The organism is Winogradskyella sp. (assembly GCF_013042245.1).
In the GTDB taxonomy this organism is placed as follows: Bacteria; Bacteroidota; Bacteroidia; order Flavobacteriales; family Flavobacteriaceae; genus Winogradskyella.
This window is the reverse complement of sequence record NZ_JABDQL010000098.1, coordinates 1-16,386: the sequence shown is the minus strand read 5'-3', so window position 1 is coordinate 16,386 and position 16,386 is coordinate 1. Positions and strand designations below refer to the sequence as shown.

At 34.4% G+C, this 16,386-nt stretch carries 13 protein-coding genes, 1 tRNA gene and 1 pseudogene; 6 read left to right on the top strand and 9 right to left on the bottom strand.

Translation table 11 applies throughout. The features are described 5' to 3' along the window. Positions 1-248 precede the first annotated feature (248 nt). The 4 genes from HKP48_RS08070 to lepA form a co-directional block, all read right to left on the bottom strand. Entirely contained in the window at positions 249-698 is a 450-nt protein-coding gene (locus HKP48_RS08070; RefSeq protein ID WP_296344656.1) for a 3-oxoacyl-ACP synthase, read from the bottom strand. A 2-nt stretch (positions 699-700) separates the two neighbouring features. After that, a complete protein-coding gene (locus tag HKP48_RS08065) occupies positions 701-1,813 on the bottom strand; it encodes an FAD-dependent oxidoreductase (RefSeq protein ID WP_296344654.1) in 1,113 nt (370 codons plus the stop codon). Positions 1,814-1,933: 120 nt separating this feature from the next. Beyond that, the gene (locus tag HKP48_RS08060; RefSeq protein WP_296344653.1) at positions 1,934-2,095 is read right to left on the bottom strand and encodes a hypothetical protein; all 162 of its coding nucleotides are present in this window, start codon (positions 2,093-2,095) and stop codon (positions 1,934-1,936) included. Between the two features lies 1 nt (position 2,096). Further along, a complete protein-coding gene (gene lepA / locus HKP48_RS08055) occupies positions 2,097-3,893 on the bottom strand; it encodes a translation elongation factor 4 (protein WP_296344649.1) in 1,797 nt (598 codons plus the stop codon). A 168-nt stretch (positions 3,894-4,061) separates the two neighbouring features. On the opposite strand from lepA, the gene HKP48_RS08050 reads away from it, so the two are divergent. Further along, entirely contained in the window at positions 4,062-6,458 is a 2,397-nt protein-coding gene (locus HKP48_RS08050; RefSeq protein WP_296344647.1) for an outer membrane beta-barrel family protein, read from the top strand. A 259-nt stretch (positions 6,459-6,717) separates the two neighbouring features. Here the strand turns inward: HKP48_RS08050 and HKP48_RS08045 are convergent, their stop codons facing one another. Then, positions 6,718-7,833, bottom strand: coding sequence for a hypothetical protein (locus HKP48_RS08045; protein WP_296344645.1), 1,116 nt, complete (start codon positions 7,831-7,833; stop codon positions 6,718-6,720). A gap of 61 nt (positions 7,834-7,894) precedes the next feature. Here HKP48_RS08045 and HKP48_RS08040 point away from each other — a divergent pair, with 61 nt between their 5' ends. Together HKP48_RS08040 and HKP48_RS08035 are read left to right on the top strand one after the other, a co-directional pair. Further along, the gene (locus tag HKP48_RS08040) at positions 7,895-9,139 is read left to right on the top strand and encodes a M28 family peptidase (protein ID WP_296344643.1); all 1,245 of its coding nucleotides are present in this window, start codon (positions 7,895-7,897) and stop codon (positions 9,137-9,139) included. Between the two features lies 1 nt (position 9,140). Then, a pseudogene (locus HKP48_RS08035) lies at positions 9,141-9,523 on the top strand (DUF4345 domain-containing protein). Here the strand turns inward: HKP48_RS08035 and HKP48_RS08030 are convergent. Beyond that, entirely contained in the window at positions 9,501-10,031 is a 531-nt protein-coding gene (locus HKP48_RS08030; RefSeq protein ID WP_296344640.1) for a hypothetical protein, read from the bottom strand. The pseudogene HKP48_RS08035 and the gene HKP48_RS08030 sit on opposite strands and share 23 nt — an antisense overlap. A 70-nt stretch (positions 10,032-10,101) precedes the next feature. Between HKP48_RS08030 and dusB the strand changes: the two genes are divergently transcribed. Beyond that, positions 10,102-11,094, top strand: a complete 993-nt coding sequence (gene dusB, locus HKP48_RS08025; protein ID WP_296344659.1) for a tRNA dihydrouridine synthase DusB — start codon at positions 10,102-10,104, stop codon at positions 11,092-11,094. 99 nt (positions 11,095-11,193) lie between these two features. Here dusB and HKP48_RS08020 read toward each other — a convergent pair whose 3' ends face one another. Beyond that, positions 11,194-12,399: an FtsX-like permease family protein gene (locus tag HKP48_RS08020; RefSeq protein ID WP_296344638.1), complete on the bottom strand. Its 1,206-nt coding sequence runs from the start codon at positions 12,397-12,399 to the stop codon at positions 11,194-11,196. A gap of 64 nt (positions 12,400-12,463) precedes the next feature. Beyond that, positions 12,464-12,856, bottom strand: a complete 393-nt coding sequence (gene rbfA / locus HKP48_RS08015) for a 30S ribosome-binding factor RbfA (protein WP_296344635.1) — start codon at positions 12,854-12,856, stop codon at positions 12,464-12,466. 105 nt (positions 12,857-12,961) lie between these two features. On the opposite strand from rbfA, the gene mce reads away from it, so the two are divergent. Then, positions 12,962-13,366, top strand: coding sequence for a methylmalonyl-CoA epimerase (gene mce, locus HKP48_RS08010; RefSeq protein ID WP_296344634.1), 405 nt, complete (start codon positions 12,962-12,964; stop codon positions 13,364-13,366). Positions 13,367-13,452: 86 nt separating this feature from the next. Continuing rightward, positions 13,453-13,526: transfer RNA gene (locus HKP48_RS08005), tRNA-Ile, on the top strand. 93 nt (positions 13,527-13,619) lie between these two features. Here the strand turns inward: HKP48_RS08005 and HKP48_RS08000 are convergent. Further along, complete coding sequence (locus tag HKP48_RS08000; protein WP_296344632.1) at positions 13,620-16,271, bottom strand: T9SS type B sorting domain-containing protein; 2,652 nt, start codon at positions 16,269-16,271, stop codon at positions 13,620-13,622. Positions 16,272-16,386 lie beyond the last annotated feature (115 nt).

Below are 16,386 nucleotides of genomic sequence, written 5' to 3'. Positions count from 1 at the left end.
TTTTGTTAATAATACCCTAAGGTAATAATAGACGGACTTTTTTTAATTATTCATATCCTTTTGTGACGGATTCCTCTAAAATTATTTTTGCGCCGTAATGGAGGTTTCATGTGTTTATATGTATTGTTTTTTTAAGGACACATGCTGTTCGCTATTAATCATTCCTTTGGGTGATAATATGTTTAGCATGCGCGTTTCATAACAAATAATTGTAGCGTGAAGTTAAAACAATAATTAATAGAATTGTGTTACAAAATCTCAGTAATTGTAAATTGATGCGCTCTAAACTGAATAGTATCTCCGACTTGTTTAGACATTAAAAGCCTTCCGATTGGTGTTGCCGCTGAAATTCCATAAAAAGATTCATTTTTCGTTTTTATTTCACCAACACTTACGCCTATAAAGTAATTTGAGTCTGATGTTTTTACAATACTGCCTAATGCGACTTTACTATGCGACACGTGGGCGTTTATTTTATGTAGTATTTCTATTTGTTTTTGTAGTTCAGCTAATTGATTGCCGGCCTTTTCTCGTTCTAATTGAAGCATTGCTCGACCTGTTTCGTGCTTATCTCCTGCGGTACTTTTTGTTTCAGATTGTAGAGAATTTTGAATATCAGAAACGGTGCTTTTAATAACTTCTAAACGTTTGTTAAGTGCATTTTGACATTGCTGGTATAATTTTTCTTTTAGATGCATGACTAAACTAAATCTGCTAATTCTTTACCCACTAAACTACCAATAGCCACACCCATTCCTCCAAGTCTTACACCACAGTATAGGTTACTGCTTAGCTGCTTTACAATTGGTTTTTTTTGTGAGCCAACCCCCATAATACCTGACCAATACTGGTCAATTTTTATATCTTGATTAGGTAAAATTGTAGTTCTGAGTATTTCCTTAAGCTTATTTTTTACAAGCTCTGTTTGCTCTAATTCTGTAGTTTCTTCTGCTTTGAAATCAAGGTTTCTTCCACCTCCAAAAAGTATTCGATTGTCTATATTTCTAAAATAATAATAGCCTTTTTCTAAATGAAACGTGCCTTTAATTTTTAAGTTTTTTATTGGTTCTGTAATCAATACTTGAGCTCTTGCTGGTTTTACATTTTCATCTAATAATTTTGAAGTAAAACCATTTGTTGCAATCAATAATTTGCCTGTTGTAAACTCAAAGTAATTGGTTTTTACTTTCACGAAATTTGCGCCTTCTGAGTAGCTCTCTACAGTCGTAGCATTTAAGATTTTAATACCTTTTTGTAATACTTTGTTTGTAAGCGAAACCATCATTTTACCGGTATCAATCTGCCCTTCAAATTGGTTAAACCCTTGTTTTGGTTGAATATTTTTAAAACCAAACTGATTGTTCTTGAAACTAAAAATCTCAGCTTTGAAAATGGGTTTCAGTAAATCATTAACCTCATCTTTTCGGCTTAAGCATTCCTCGTAAAGTGATTTATCTTCTTTAGTAAATAATTCATAACCACCGAGTTCTTGATAATCAATATTTGAATCTCCGAGTGTTTGGCGTAGTAATTTTAAGCCTTCAACACGTTGTTTTACCAGACTAAAAACCTCAACTTCTGTATGTGTTTTTAAATCCTCAATCAATTCACTTAAACTCCCAAAACAGGCAAAACCTGCATTTTTAGTACTTGCGCCTTGAGGTAAAATACCTTTTTCAAGAATTAGAATTTTAGACTTTGGAAAGCGTTCTTTTAGTTGTAATGCACAGCTAAGACCTACAATGCCACTACCAACGATTGTAAAGTCGACGTTAGATAACCATGATTTTATTTCCCAATAGGATAAGTTCATTTTAGAATACAACTGAAAATATCAATTTTAGTTAAGATATTTTTTAAATAATAATGAGATTTCTCGACCACGCTCCAAATGACAAAATAACTTAAATATTCTCTACACGAAAAATTGTACTTAAGAAGTTTTCTTTTTTGAAAAGAAACCAAGTGCTAATCCAAGCCCAATAGCAGAAAGAATCCCAAAAATAAAATCAACATTATAATCAGAAAACAGCCCAAGAAAGTATGGAATAACTCCTAATGCAAGTATACTAAAACCTAAAATTCTCAATTTCATTTTAATCATTCAACTTTAAAACCGCCATAAATGCTTGTTGTGGTATTTCGACATTACCAACTTGTCTCATGCGTTTCTTCCCTTTTTTCTGCTTTTCTAAAAGTTTACGTTTACGCGAAATATCTCCACCATAACATTTTGCGGTTACGTCTTTACGCAATGCTTTTACCGTTTCACGCGCAATAATTTTTGCTCCAATTGCTGCTTGAATCGGAATATCGAATTGCTGACGCGGAATTAATTCTTTCAACTTTTCGCACATTTTTTTACCAATATTGTGTGCGTTATCCGCATGTATTAATGCCGAAAGTGCATCAACAGGTTGTCCGTTCAGTAAGACATCCAAGCGAACGAGTTTAGACACTTTCATACCTATTGGCGAATAATCAAAAGATGCATAACCTTTAGAAACGGTCTTTAATCTATCGTAAAAATCAAATACAATTTCAGCTAATGGCATTTCAAAAATAAGCTCTACACGTTCAGTCGTTAAATAGGTTTGATTAATAATCATACCGCGTTTTTCGATACACAAACTCATCACATTACCCACAAAATCTGCTTTGGTAATAATGGTTGCTTTTATATAGGGTTCTTCGACACGATTTACGGTCGTCACTTCAGGCAAATCACTTGGATTGTTGACGATAAATGCTTCATCAGGATTTTTATTGGTATAAGCGTGGTAAGACACGTTAGGTACGGTTGTAATGACCGTCATATCAAACTCGCGCTCCAAACGTTCTTGAATAATTTCCATATGTAACATTCCTAAGAATCCACATCGGAAACCAAAACCTAAAGCTGCTGAACTTTCTGGCTGAAATACCAAAGACGCATCATTAAGTTGTAGTTTTTCCATCGAGTTTCTCAACTCTTCGTAATCTTCTGTATCGACCGGGTAAATACCCGCAAAAACCATGGGTTTTACATCCTCGAAACCTTCAACGATATTTGTAGTTGGATTTGCAAAATCAGTTATGGTATCTCCTACTTTTACTTCTTTTGCTGTTTTAATTCCTGTAATCAAATACCCAACATCACCAGCTTTGACGCTTTTTTTTGGTATTTGGTTGAGTTTTAAAGTCCCTACTTCATCAGCAAAATATTCTTTGTCTGTAGCAACAAATTTTATCTTTTGTCCCTTTTTTATTTCGCCATTAAAAACTCTAAAATAGGTTTCTATACCTCTAAATGTATTGTAAACAGAATCAAAAATTAAGGCTTGTAGTGGTGCGTCTGGGTCACCTTTTGGCGCAGGAACACGCTCTATAATGGCTTGTAAAATATCGTCAACACCAAATCCTGTTTTCCCACTAGCGTGAATCACTTCTTCGGGGTCGCAACCTAATAAATCTACAATATCATCAGTAACTTCTTCGGGGTTTGCACTTGGCAAATCGACTTTATTTAAAACCGGAATAATCTCTAAATCGTTCTCTAAGGCTAAATATAAGTTTGAAATTGTTTGTGCTTGTATGCTTTGTGCTGCATCAACAATCAATAACGCACCTTCACAAGCGGCAATTGAACGTGATACTTCGTATGAAAAATCTACGTGACCAGGTGTGTCAATTAGGTTTAAAACATAATCTTGGCCTTCATAGGTATAGTCCATTTGTATGGCGTGTGACTTAATGGTTATACCACGTTCGCGCTCCAAGTCCATACTGTCTAAAAGTTGGTCTTGCTTTTCGCGAGCTGTAACCGAACCTGTATAATCTAATAACCTATCGGCAAGTGTGCTTTTACCATGATCGATATGCGCAATAATGCAAAAATTCCTAATATTCTTCATGTAATCTTTTCTTATGCAATTTTTCTTGTGCAAATATAATCGTTTTAGAAGTGGCTTGACTACCAAAAAGTAGAAGAAAATAACTGTTAACTGCGGTTTTTCCGCAATTTGAAGTCAAAAACTATTTGTATATTGTGCCTTATTACTAACTAAATCAAAGAATACAAATTGAAGCCCCTACTTACTACAATACTTTTAGTATTTGGTCTTTCTGTGTTTTCACAAAATTTTTTTTTAAAAGGAAAAGTTATTGACGAGGCGCAACAGCCCTTATCTTATGTAAATATTATTGTTGAAAATGCTGAGGACAATTCCTTTATAAAAGGGACAAGTACTAATAACGATGGTGTTTTTGAACTCAATTCCCTCACTAAAGGCAATTACATTTTAAAAGCGAGTTTTATTGGTTTTAAAACTATTGAAATACCAATTATTCTTTCTAAAGACACTCAATTAGAAACGACAGTTTTAGTTGAAGACTCTGAAGCATTAGATACAATTACTATTACTGCCAAACGGCCAACCATAACCCGAAAACCTGATCGCTTAACTTTTAATGTTGAGAATACAGCACTGACAGAAGGGACTACGCTTCAAGTTTTAAAAAATACACCAGGTATAATCGTATCTGATGGAAGTATCAATATTAAAAGTTCACCAGCGACCGTTTTTATTAATAATCGTCGGGTGCAATTGACCTCTCAGGAGTTAATTCAGCTTTTAGAAAGTGCGCCAGCTAACAGCATAAAGTCTGTTGATGTAATTACAAATCCACCAGCAAGTTATGATGCCGATAGTGGTTCCGTAATAAACATCATCATGAGTAAAAACTTGGTGACAGGTTATCGTGGAAGTATTGCTACAAACTATACTCAAGGTGTTTTTCCTAGATATAATGGTGCCACAAGTCATTTTTTTAAAAACAATAAAATTAATCTTAATGTAAATTACAGTTACACAAGCCAAAAAATTAATAGAGAACAACAAGGTACTATCGATTATTTAGATACAAACAACAACATAGATCAAATCTGGAACTCTGACGGAGACAGAAACACATGGTCAGAAACTCACAATATTAATCTTAATTTTGATTATTATTTAAGTAAAAAAACAACTCTTAGTCTTACCTCAACAGGTTTGTTTACTCCTTACTTTAAATATAGAATTACAGATATTACAGACATTACTGATGCCAATTCTAGTTTTTTAGAACGCTTTATAGCAAATGGATTATCTCGTGATGATAAGTTAAACATTGGTACAGATTTTAACTTAAGAACAGAATTTAATTATGGAGGTAGTCTTTCTTTTAATGGTCACTACACAGTGTACGATTACAGTCGTAATCAAAATGTAATTCAGAATTATCAAGTTGATAATAGTCTTAATTCCGAGTTTAATACAAATGCCAATCAGGATACTCAAATATACACAGCAAAGGTAGATTACAGTTTACCATTAAGTGAATCTTCTTCATTTGATACTGGTTTAAAATTGTCGAATATTAATACTGAAAGTTCAATTAATAGATTAGATTTAGACAACGGTGTAGAAATCTTAAACACCGCAAACAGTAACGCTTTTGATTATGACGAAAACATCTTTGCTGCCTATGTTAATTATAGCAAATCATGGGATAAATGGGATTTGATTTTAGGACTTAGAGCCGAACAAACAGATGTCGATGGTTTTTCACCAACATTAAACCAAACAAACACCCAGAATTATTTTGAATGGTTCCCTAACATTAGTATTTCTCATAACTTTTCTGATAATTTTAGCTTATACGGAAATTATAAGCGAAGCATAATGCGTCCTAGTTATACCGATCTCAATCCTTTTGTTTTCTTCTTAAACGAAAACACAACTGTTGTTGGTAATCCTGCACTTCAACCTACATTTCAAGACCATTTTGTTATTGGAACAAACTTCCTAGAGCACTTTACAATCGAAGCCTATTATATGAATTATGATGGTGCTATTAGTGAAATCCCAAGACAAGATAATGACAATAATATTTTGGCTTACACACCTGTAAATCTTGATAAAACTGTGGATTTTGGTTTTGATTTTGCCTTTGATTATTACCCAACAGATAATTGGAATCTTTATTTTGTAACCTCTTTTTTCAATATTTCTGAAGAAAATGGTTTTGGGACAGAGAGAATTGAACTTGAACAATGGTCTAATTATAGCATTCTGGCAAATAATTTTTCGTTTTTAGATGATAATAGTCTTAATCTCAACTTTACCTTGACCTTTGTAGGGAAGAATCTTCAAGGGCTTCAAATTGTTGAAGACCGGTTGTTTTCAGAATTAAGTATTACTAAAAGTATTTTCAAAAAGAGAGGTGTATTATCGCTTTCTGTTCAAGACATATTCAATGACCAAGATCCTAGAGTAAGGATTGGCTACGGCGACCAGTCGAGTAGACGATTTGATAATCTAGACAACCGCTTTGTAAAGCTTGGTTTCCGTTACAAGTTTGGAAATACTAAATTAAGCACCAACGAGCGTACTACAGGTGCCGAAGAACGCGATAGGATTAAAGATTTACAATAAAATTAGTATTGATTATCCTTTTTTTGTATGTCCGTAATCAGTAATAATTTAGATTTCAAACACATTCTGTCACATTGAGTACTTCGACTGTGCTCAGCATAAACTAAAGTCGAAATGTCTTACAAATCAATAACTTAGATTTCTCGACTACGCTCGAAATGACAGATACATTCTGATTATTATACTTTAAGGATATACAGTCCTTATTTAATCATAAATTGAAAAATATATTGATTTCTCATTACGGACATTCAAAAAATTAGTCTTGCCACTCAGCAATAAATAAATTTGTATCACGTCCTCCGCCGTTATTTCGGTTAGAAGAAAACGCTAAATACTTTCCGTCATTTGAAAATACTGGAAATGCATCAAACGTTTCGCCATGTGTGATACGTTTAAGGTTTTTTCCGTCGGTATCAATCATGTATAGATTAAAAGGAAAACCGCGTTCCGCTTCAAAATTCGAGGAAAACAATACCTTGTCTCCTGATGGCAAAAAGAATGGACTCCAATTAGCATTTCCTAAATCTGTAAGCTGCCTTAAATTACTACCATCTGCATTACAGATATACAATTCCATTTCAGTAGGCTCTACTAAACCTTCTTCTAACAAGTCTTTATATTCTTTAATTTCTTGTTCTGTTTTGGGACGAGATGAGCGGAAAATTATCTGACTTCCGTCTGGCGAAAAGAATGCACCACCATCGTAACCCAATTCGTTTGTAATTTGCTTTACATCACTTCCGTCTATATTCATAGTGTATAATTCTAAATCTCCACTACGCGTCGATGTAAACACAATTTTATCACCTTTTGGAGAAACCGTTGGCTCAGCGTCGTAACCAATTTCGTTAGTTAATTGCTTTACAATATTACCTTCCAAATCGGCCACGAAAATATCGTAGCTATCATATATTGGCCAAATGTATTTTCCGTTTTTACGCAAAGGTGTCTCCGGGCATTCATCTTGCTCCAAATGTGTTGAAGCGTAGATAATATGCTTGTTATCTGGAAGAAAATAAGCACAAGTCGTACGACCTTTTCCAGTACTAATCATCGGTGGTACTTTATCCTTAAAGGTTTCATCGGCATTCATTAAAAACATTTGGTCGCAACCAACATTCCAAGCAGCATTATTAGACTGGAACACTAGCTGCTTGTCATCAAAACTCCAATAAGCTTCGGCATTATCGCCACCAAAAGTGACCTGACGAATAGACTTAAAATGAACTTCTTCTGGATAAATAAGTGGGTCTTTTTTAGTCTTTTCTACCGTTTCATTTTCTAATTTATCTGTAGACGTTGTTTTGGCTTCGTTTTTACATGATAGAAGTGAAATAACTAATATCAGTGATAATCCTAAAAATCTATTCATCCTAAAGTATTATTATAAGTGGCCTGTAATGCCTAATTTTGCGCAAAAATAATACTTAGTCATGAAAAAAATGATGTTTTTATTTCTTTTAGCAGGATTTTTCTCCTGTAAAAATGAACCTAAAATTGCTAAGAATAAAATAGAACAAGATGTTGCGTTCTTAGCAAGCGATAAACTAGAAGGTAGACAAACAGGAACAAATGGCGAGAAGCAAGCTTCAGATTACATAGTAGAGCGTTTTAAAACCATTGGTCTAAAGCCAATGGGAACCGAAGGCTATATTCAATCTTTTTCATTTAAGCCAAAAACAGACCCTCATAAAGAAGTAGAATTTACGACCAATGCTGATAGCACGATTACAGGTAGAAACGTTATTGGTTATATAGACAATAGTGCCGAAAGAATTATTGTTATCGGTGCACACTATGACCATTTGGGTTTTGGTGGCGAAGGCTCATTGTATAGCGAAAAGGAAAAGGCCATTCACAACGGTGCCGATGATAATGCGAGTGGTGTGGCCGTAATGCTTCATCTTGCTGACCGATTGAGAGTAAAAAATGAAACAGCTGAAATAAAAGACAACAACAATTATCTATTCATGGCTTTTTCAGGAGAAGAAATGGGTTTATTAGGCTCTAATTATTTCTCAAAAAACCCAACGATTGATGCCAAATCCATAAACTATATGATTAATATGGATATGGTTGGCCGTATGAAAGCCGATAGCACTTTAGCAGTTTACGGTACAGGAACATCACCAATGTTTAAGCAAACTTTAAAAGCAAATAATGATAAATTTAAACTCATAGAAAATGAAAGTGGTGTTGGGCCAAGTGATCATACCTCTTTTTATTTAATAGATACTCCTGTGTTACATTTCTTTACGGGTCAGCACGAAGATTATCACAAACCAAGTGATGATTCAGAAAAACTGAATTACGATGGAATGAACCTTATATCAAATTATATTTTTCAAATCATTAATGATTTGGATGATAATGGTGAATTGGCTTTCAGAAAAACGAAAAACGAAAGTGAACAAACGCCTCGTTTTAAAGTTGGTTTAGGTGTTGTACCAGACTATTTATACGACGGAAAAGGCATGCGTATCGACGGTACACGAGAGGATACACCAGCTTTTGCTGCAGGTCTCCAAAAAGGAGATGTTGTTATAAAACTTGGCGACAGTACTGTAACGGATATGATGAGCTATATGCGCGCTTTATCCGTTTTTGAAAAAGGTAATACTGCAAAAATCATGGTAAAACGTGGTGAGAAAGTTATAGATACTACCGTTAAATTTTGATTTGAAAATCAACAAACAAAATATTCATCTTTGGATTTCTATTCCCATTGTTGTTAGTGCTGGCCTAAGCTATGGGTTTTACCCTGATGTGTTTTTAGAGCTACAGCCTGAAACTGTAGATGAAAGAAATTTTAACAAAGCCATTATGGGTTTGTACTTTGGCTTTGCGACGCTTTGGGCTTTAGGAGTTTTTAAGAAATCTTTTTACAAACCAGCTTTGATTAGTCATGTATTTTTATGTTGCCAATGGCTTTAGGTCAATTGCTGAGTATACTTCTAGATGGTGTGCCTTTAGACTTATATATTTGTGGAACTATTGGCGAGTTTGTGCTTGGGATTTATAGTGTTTGGGTTTTGAAGTCTACCGCTTCTCAATTGAGTTGATGATTAACATAGCGTCGTCATAGTATTTGTCGAATAAACCTTCGCGCATTTGATATCTGTAATTCTCTAAGGCTTCGTCTTTATTAATGAAGAAATACTCTACTCTCTTATAAATTTCATCAATTGAATTATAAATAACCGAAGATGTTATTTTATAAATAAATTTTGAATACGACTCCAATTTTACAATCTCGAAGGTTTTTTTAATTTCATTTCTCATTAAAACACTGGAATAGTTCTTTAAAACATTTTCAACATTTTCGCCATTATTAATTGGTATTATGTTTTTGTTAATTGATACATGCTCTACCTCATTTTCAAATGTGTTTTTTCTTATAGTTTTAGGGATAAAATAAACGTATCCGATTGCTCCAAACTTAAACCATGTTTTGGGATATTCTACTTTTAGGTGTTTATTCTTAAAAATCTTTGTTTTATTATTTTGAGCCTTAGAGAAACTGAAAATAATCAAGAAAAGGGCTAATAAAACGTAAATCTTATGTTTCATAGCTACTAATTTAAATTTTTAGAAAACATTTACCTAAAAAAACCTAGTTTTGCACCAAATTATTTGGCATTTGGTAAAAATAGGCGACATAGAATTAGGGGAATTTCCACTGCTTTTAGCTCCAATGGAAGACGTAAGCGACCCTCCTTTTCGTGCATTGTGTAAGGAGCAAGGTGCAGATGTAGTTTATACTGAATTTGTGAGTAGCGAAGGCTTAATCCGAAACGCAGCAAAAAGCGTTATGAAGCTCGATATTTATGAGAAAGAGCGTCCAGTAGGTATTCAAATTTTTGGAGCTAATATGGAAAGCATGTTACAAACCATTGATATTGTTGAGAAATCCAAGCCAGATATTATTGACATTAACTTAGGTTGCCCGGTCAAAAAAGTAGTGAGCAAAGGTGCTGGTGCTGGTATTTTAAAAGATATCTGCCTCATGGAAAAACTCACTGCCGAAATGGTAAAACGCACCAACCTGCCCGTTACAGTAAAAACACGTTTGGGTTGGGACCATGATTCAATAAAAATTGTTGAAGTTGCTGAACGGTTGCAAGATGTAGGTATAAAATCTATTGCTATTCATGGTCGTACGCGTGCTCAAATGTATAAAGGTAATGCCGATTGGAAACCTATTGCCGAAGTAAAAAATAATCCACGAATGCATATTCCTGTTTTTGGAAACGGTGATGTTAACACACCTGAAATGGCCGTGAAAATGCGAGATAAATACGGATTAGATGGTGCTATGATTGGTCGTGCTACGATTGGTAATCCATGGTTTTTTAAACAGGTAAAGCACTTTTTTAAAACTGGTGAACATTACCGACCGATTACAATGCAAGAACGTGTCGAAGCTGCTCGAAGACACCTACAAATGGCTATTGATTGGAAAGGTGAAATTCTAGGTGTTTTTGAAACGAGACGTCATTATACCAACTACTTTAAAGGCATTCCAGATTTTAAACCTTATCGTATGAAAATGGTAACTAGCGATGATTCAAAAGATGTCTTTGCTGCTTTTGATGAGGCTTTAGAAAAATTTGGTGACCACCAATTTGCTTAAGATTTAATCGTTTAGCCTAAAATTTTTTTAAGTAAATATCTTAATACCTATAGGTAATTACATAGAACATCCAAGTTATTCGCAACACTCTCGAATAATTTATGCGGTCTTTATTAAGTCTTTTGTGATGCGTTGAGATGCTAGTTTTGAGGCTATGATGCCTAACCCAAAAATGGTAATGATAACTAAAACAATATTCATTATTTCCAATTTTACAGGATAAGGAAAATCTGGTGTTAGCATTATCCACTCTAATTGTAGCTGCGATAAAATGACCAAAAGTCCAATTATAATGCCGATTATTCCACTTAACACGGTCATTAACGTCCCTTGCAAAAAGAAGATGGTTTTTATTAGTTTTGGTTCTGCACCGAGATTAAAAAGTGTGTTTAGTGATTTTTTTCGGTCTAAAATCATCATTATAATAGCGCCAATAACATTAAATAATGCAATTATTATGACAAGTGTAAATATGAGATAAACGGCAAGGTTTTCGGTATTTAGCATTTTGAATAAGGCGTCGTTGAGTTGTGCTCTATTTTTTATGATGAATTGATTTGGGAAAGCGGTCTCTATTGCATTCCTAACCTCATCTTCATTAGTATCAGCTTCTAGCTTTAGTTCTAAGAACGATATTTGATTATCCTCATAATTTAATAGTGAGCGCGCTAAACTAATATCTGAAAAAATATATTCGTTACTTATGATTTCATTCACATAAAACAAACCAACATTGGTGACCACTTCAGAATTAAAATAACTTCTTATGTTACTTCCTTGGCCCTTCCCTGGTTTGGGAACGTAAAGCGTTAAGGGTTTTGAAAAATTAAAAATTCCAAAGGACAGATTATTAGAAATGCCATCTCCAGAAACAACATCATTTGTGCCTGGCTCTATCCATTGCCCTTGGGTAATCATACTATCGATTTGGGTAACTATGAGGTAGTTTTCGTCTACACCTTTTAAGGTGGCTAAAACATTTTTATTTTCGGATTTTATAGCAATACGTTCTTCGATAATTTTTGATGAAGCTGCTACGCCTTCAATTTTATTGAGTTGTTCTAATTCAGTTTCTGAGAATAAAAAAGACTTGCCCTCAACAGGTAAAATTTTTAAATCTGGATCTGTGAAGTTTGAAAATTCTAGACTAAACTCTTTGAGTCCGGCAAAAACAGAAAGTACTATTAAGAGCGCTGCGGAGGCTACAATAACTCCTCCTGAGGCAATAAAACTCATGATATTTATGGCATTATTGCTGCTTTTGGAAAACAAATATCGCTTAGCGATGTAAAATGATGTGTTCATCTAGTCTACAGTCTGGCATAAAATTAGTAAAAATAGACTGCGAGACAATACTTTTAAAAAAGAGTTATGATTTTTTTCTTCGCCCCAATAAATCTTCATCCTCGATTGGGTTTTCTTCACCTTTTAAGGATTTTTCAATATTGTCTATATACTCTAAAGAATCATCGATAAAAAACTCGAGTGTTGGCATACGTCTTAACTGATGGCGTGTACGTTGTGCTAATTCATGACGAATAAGTGGTGTGTTAGAACGAATTCCCTTAAGGAGTTCTTCTCCGTCTTTATTGGGAAAAATGCTTAGATAAACCTTTGCAATAGATAAATCTGTTGTAACACTTACCTTGGATACAGAAATAATTACACCACGCAAACCGCCTTCAGATGCTGCGCGTTGTAATACGTCAGCCAAATCTTGTTGAAGTATTCCTGCTATTTTTTTCTGTCTTTGTGTTTCCATTTTGCAAAAATAGAAGATATTTAAGGATTAGTGTATTATAAGTAACAAAAATCATATTTTATGGTCTTTAAATTTTCGTTATTTGTTGCTCAATTTTTATTTAAGATGAAAAAAATAGAACATATCGGCATAGCCGTCAAAAATATTGAGAGTTCCAATCATTTATTTGCTTCACTTTTTGGAAAGAAACATTATAAAACTGAAAGCGTAGCTAGTGAAGGTGTCATGACCTCTTTTTTTGAATGTGGTCCAAACAAAATTGAATTATTACAAGCCACTTCTGAAGATAGTCCTATCGCCAAGTTTATAGAAAAAAAGGGCGAAGGCATTCACCACATTGCTTTTGCTGTTGATGATATCGAAGCTGAAATTGAACGCCTAACTAAAGAAGGTTTTAAAATGATACACGAGAAACCCAAAAAAGGCGCAGATAATAAATTGATTGCCTTTTTGCATCCAAAGTCCACAAACGGCGTTCTTATTGAGTTGTGCCAAGATATACATGATTAAATTGGTTCAATTTTCTTGTAGAGTTTATAAATATATAGTAATATTGCACTCGCTTTAGTAATAAAGCAAATTGACGCTAGTCAATGGGTCCTATAGCTCAGTTGGTTAGAGCACCTGACTCATAATCAGGGGGTCCATGGTTCGAGCCCATGTGGGACCACAAATTATTATTTATAAAGCCTTGATTATAAAATAGATATTCGAGGCTTTTTTAATTAAGCTCAATTATATGCTCAATCCTTCGATGATAAAATCATCGTTTTAACGTAAAATGCCCTGTATAAGTTCTCCCATTTTGCCGCTCTACTGTAAACCAATAATCGTTGGTCGGTAACATATTTCCATTAAAAGTACCATCCCAACCAATATCTGTTGGACTGAGTTGTTTTAAAAGCTTTCCATAGCGGTCAAAAATTCTAATAGTATTAGATGGCTCTACAAAGCCATTAATAATTTGCCAAGTATCATTATTACCATCTCCGTTTGGGGTAAAAAACTTAGGCGCACCAAGCAAATAGACCGTTTCTGAAACCGTACCACAGCCTAACTTATCTCTTACATAAACAGTATATTCATCAAGCAATAAATTGTTGAAGGTATTGGAATCCTGATAAATAATGCCGTCAATTGAATATTCATAATCACCATTTCCTGTTACTTCTATTGTGATGCTATTTTGCGATTGCGTCCAATCTACAGTATCTATACTTGCAATATTAGATTGGGTAACTGTTATGGTTTTCTCAGTTTCACAAATCAAGTTACCATAATCGTTCCAAACTCTTACAGTGAGCCTTTGTGGGGCATCAACCGTTATTATTTGTGTCATCTCTCCATTAGACCAACTGTAATGGTCATAGCCCGCATCTGCTATAACATCTACGGTTTCACCTTCACAAATAGGCCATAAAGCATCCATTAATAATACGGGCTGCTCACGTACATAGATGTCAAACTGTGTTGTGGTATAGCAATCTGGAGAGATAACATTTTCTAAACGCACATATATGGTTTGTGGGGTTTCTGTATTGGTAAAGTCATCCGAAATTTGATTTTCATCTTGAATGGCATCATCGATACTCAGATAATATTTTACATCAAAATCATTAGGGCTTAAGCCATCCAATACCTCTATGTCTTTGTCTCCAAGTGAGAAGAGTTCCTCTCCATCATTAGAGTCATCATCACAAACATCGAAGTCTGTTGGTGTAGCTGCAATAGGTAAAACATTGACTCCCAATTGAAAACTAGTTCTAGCAAAACAATTTGGATTGTTTCGGTTTTGTATTCTAGCATGTACTATAGTCGACAAACTATTCACCAAATAACTATCTGCTAGTGGTATGGCATTAATATCCATTGCGTCAGCCGAATTATCGAAGTAAAAAAATTCAAAAGTAGTTGGAGATTGTGAGCCTAAAATCTGTGAATCATAATCTGAAAATGTAAAAAATTCTTCACCATCATTGGAGGTATCATCACAAACAAAATCATCATCTATAGTATTTGCTATGGGGACTTCATTGACGATAAAATTAATCGTGGTTTCATCAAAGCAAGCTGAGCTTAATTGGTTTGTGACTCTTACAGTTATCGTTTGTGTTGCTGTTGTAAACGGATTTGGTAATGGGCTTGGTAATGGATTTCCCATGGCGTCTGTATAGGTCACATCCATGCCTGTTTGTCCATTTAGTAATGTGGCTTCAACAGTACTCGTATCAAAACTAAAAACCCCATCGGTATCATCGTCACATGCTATAAAATCTGGAATAGCGTTAGCTACAGCAGCAGCTTGAACTCTAAAGCTTAATGTGGTCTCCGCAAAACAAGCACCATTTGGGTCTAGAGATAAACTGTTAGTTACTCTAACCGTTATGTCTTGTGTGCCTGTAAGAAATGGGTTTGGCAATGGACTTGGTAATGGATTACCCATAGTATCCGTGTATGTTATCGTAACATTGGTTTGCCCTTGCAATAAATCACTCTCTATAGTGCTGGTATCAAAAGGGTACATACCATCACCGTCTGCATCACATTGTTCTGCTATGCTTACTGGATTGGCAACTGGTACTGTTTCTACAGTCAATGTTATATGTTCTCCTAAGCCTAAACAGTCGTTATCTAATAAACTATCTACTCTAATGTAAATGTCTTGAGAATTGGGGTAACCCATATTTCTGTAATTGCTTATATCCGTGATGGGATTTTCTTCTGCTAATGCATCGGCTTGATTGCGATAATAATTGATAACAAGTTGCTGTCCTATAGGAAAAATAGCTTCAATTTCTGTAGTAACTGAACTAAAATCAAATGCCGAAATACCATCTGTATTGGTGCCATTTATGGCATCATCACAAGCAAAAAATTCTCTTGTAAATGTTAATGGTATTTGAGTGGTTGACACAATTAAGTTAACTTCTGCTGTTCTATGGCAACCATTAGCACTTTCAACTCTTGCCCAAACCTTATCTGTACTTACTGTTTCATTGGTGTACACTGTTTCATTGGTTATTGGGCTGTTACCGCTTTCTGCTTCTAAAAGACTTTCATGAAACGTAATAGTTTCGTTTTGATGGTTTATTGATAACTCTGCATAAACTTCTCTAAGGTTAAATACCGAAAATCCATCAGTGTCATCATCACATTGACGTAAGTTAACTACTAGAGTTACAATTGGTAATGGTAAAACTTCTAAATCAAATGAGGTTTCTGCAATACATTCTCCTAAGGAGTTAACATTCTCCATTTGTACATATATGGTTTCTGAAGCATTGGTGTTTTGATATGCTGTTGGTGTTAGAATTTCATTGGTAAAAGCTGCATCAGTATAATAACGAAGTGTAAAATCTATGTTCGATTGCCCATTTAAGATATCGTCTTCTCGTTGGGTTAAATTTGTAAGCACTATACCATCTGTATCTGTCAGGGCAAAATCATACTTTTAAATTTAATATTTTGAGCAAATAGTCTTCATTCCACCCAGCTTCAAGCCTTTTGCTTTTAATAGATAGTTTTTTAGA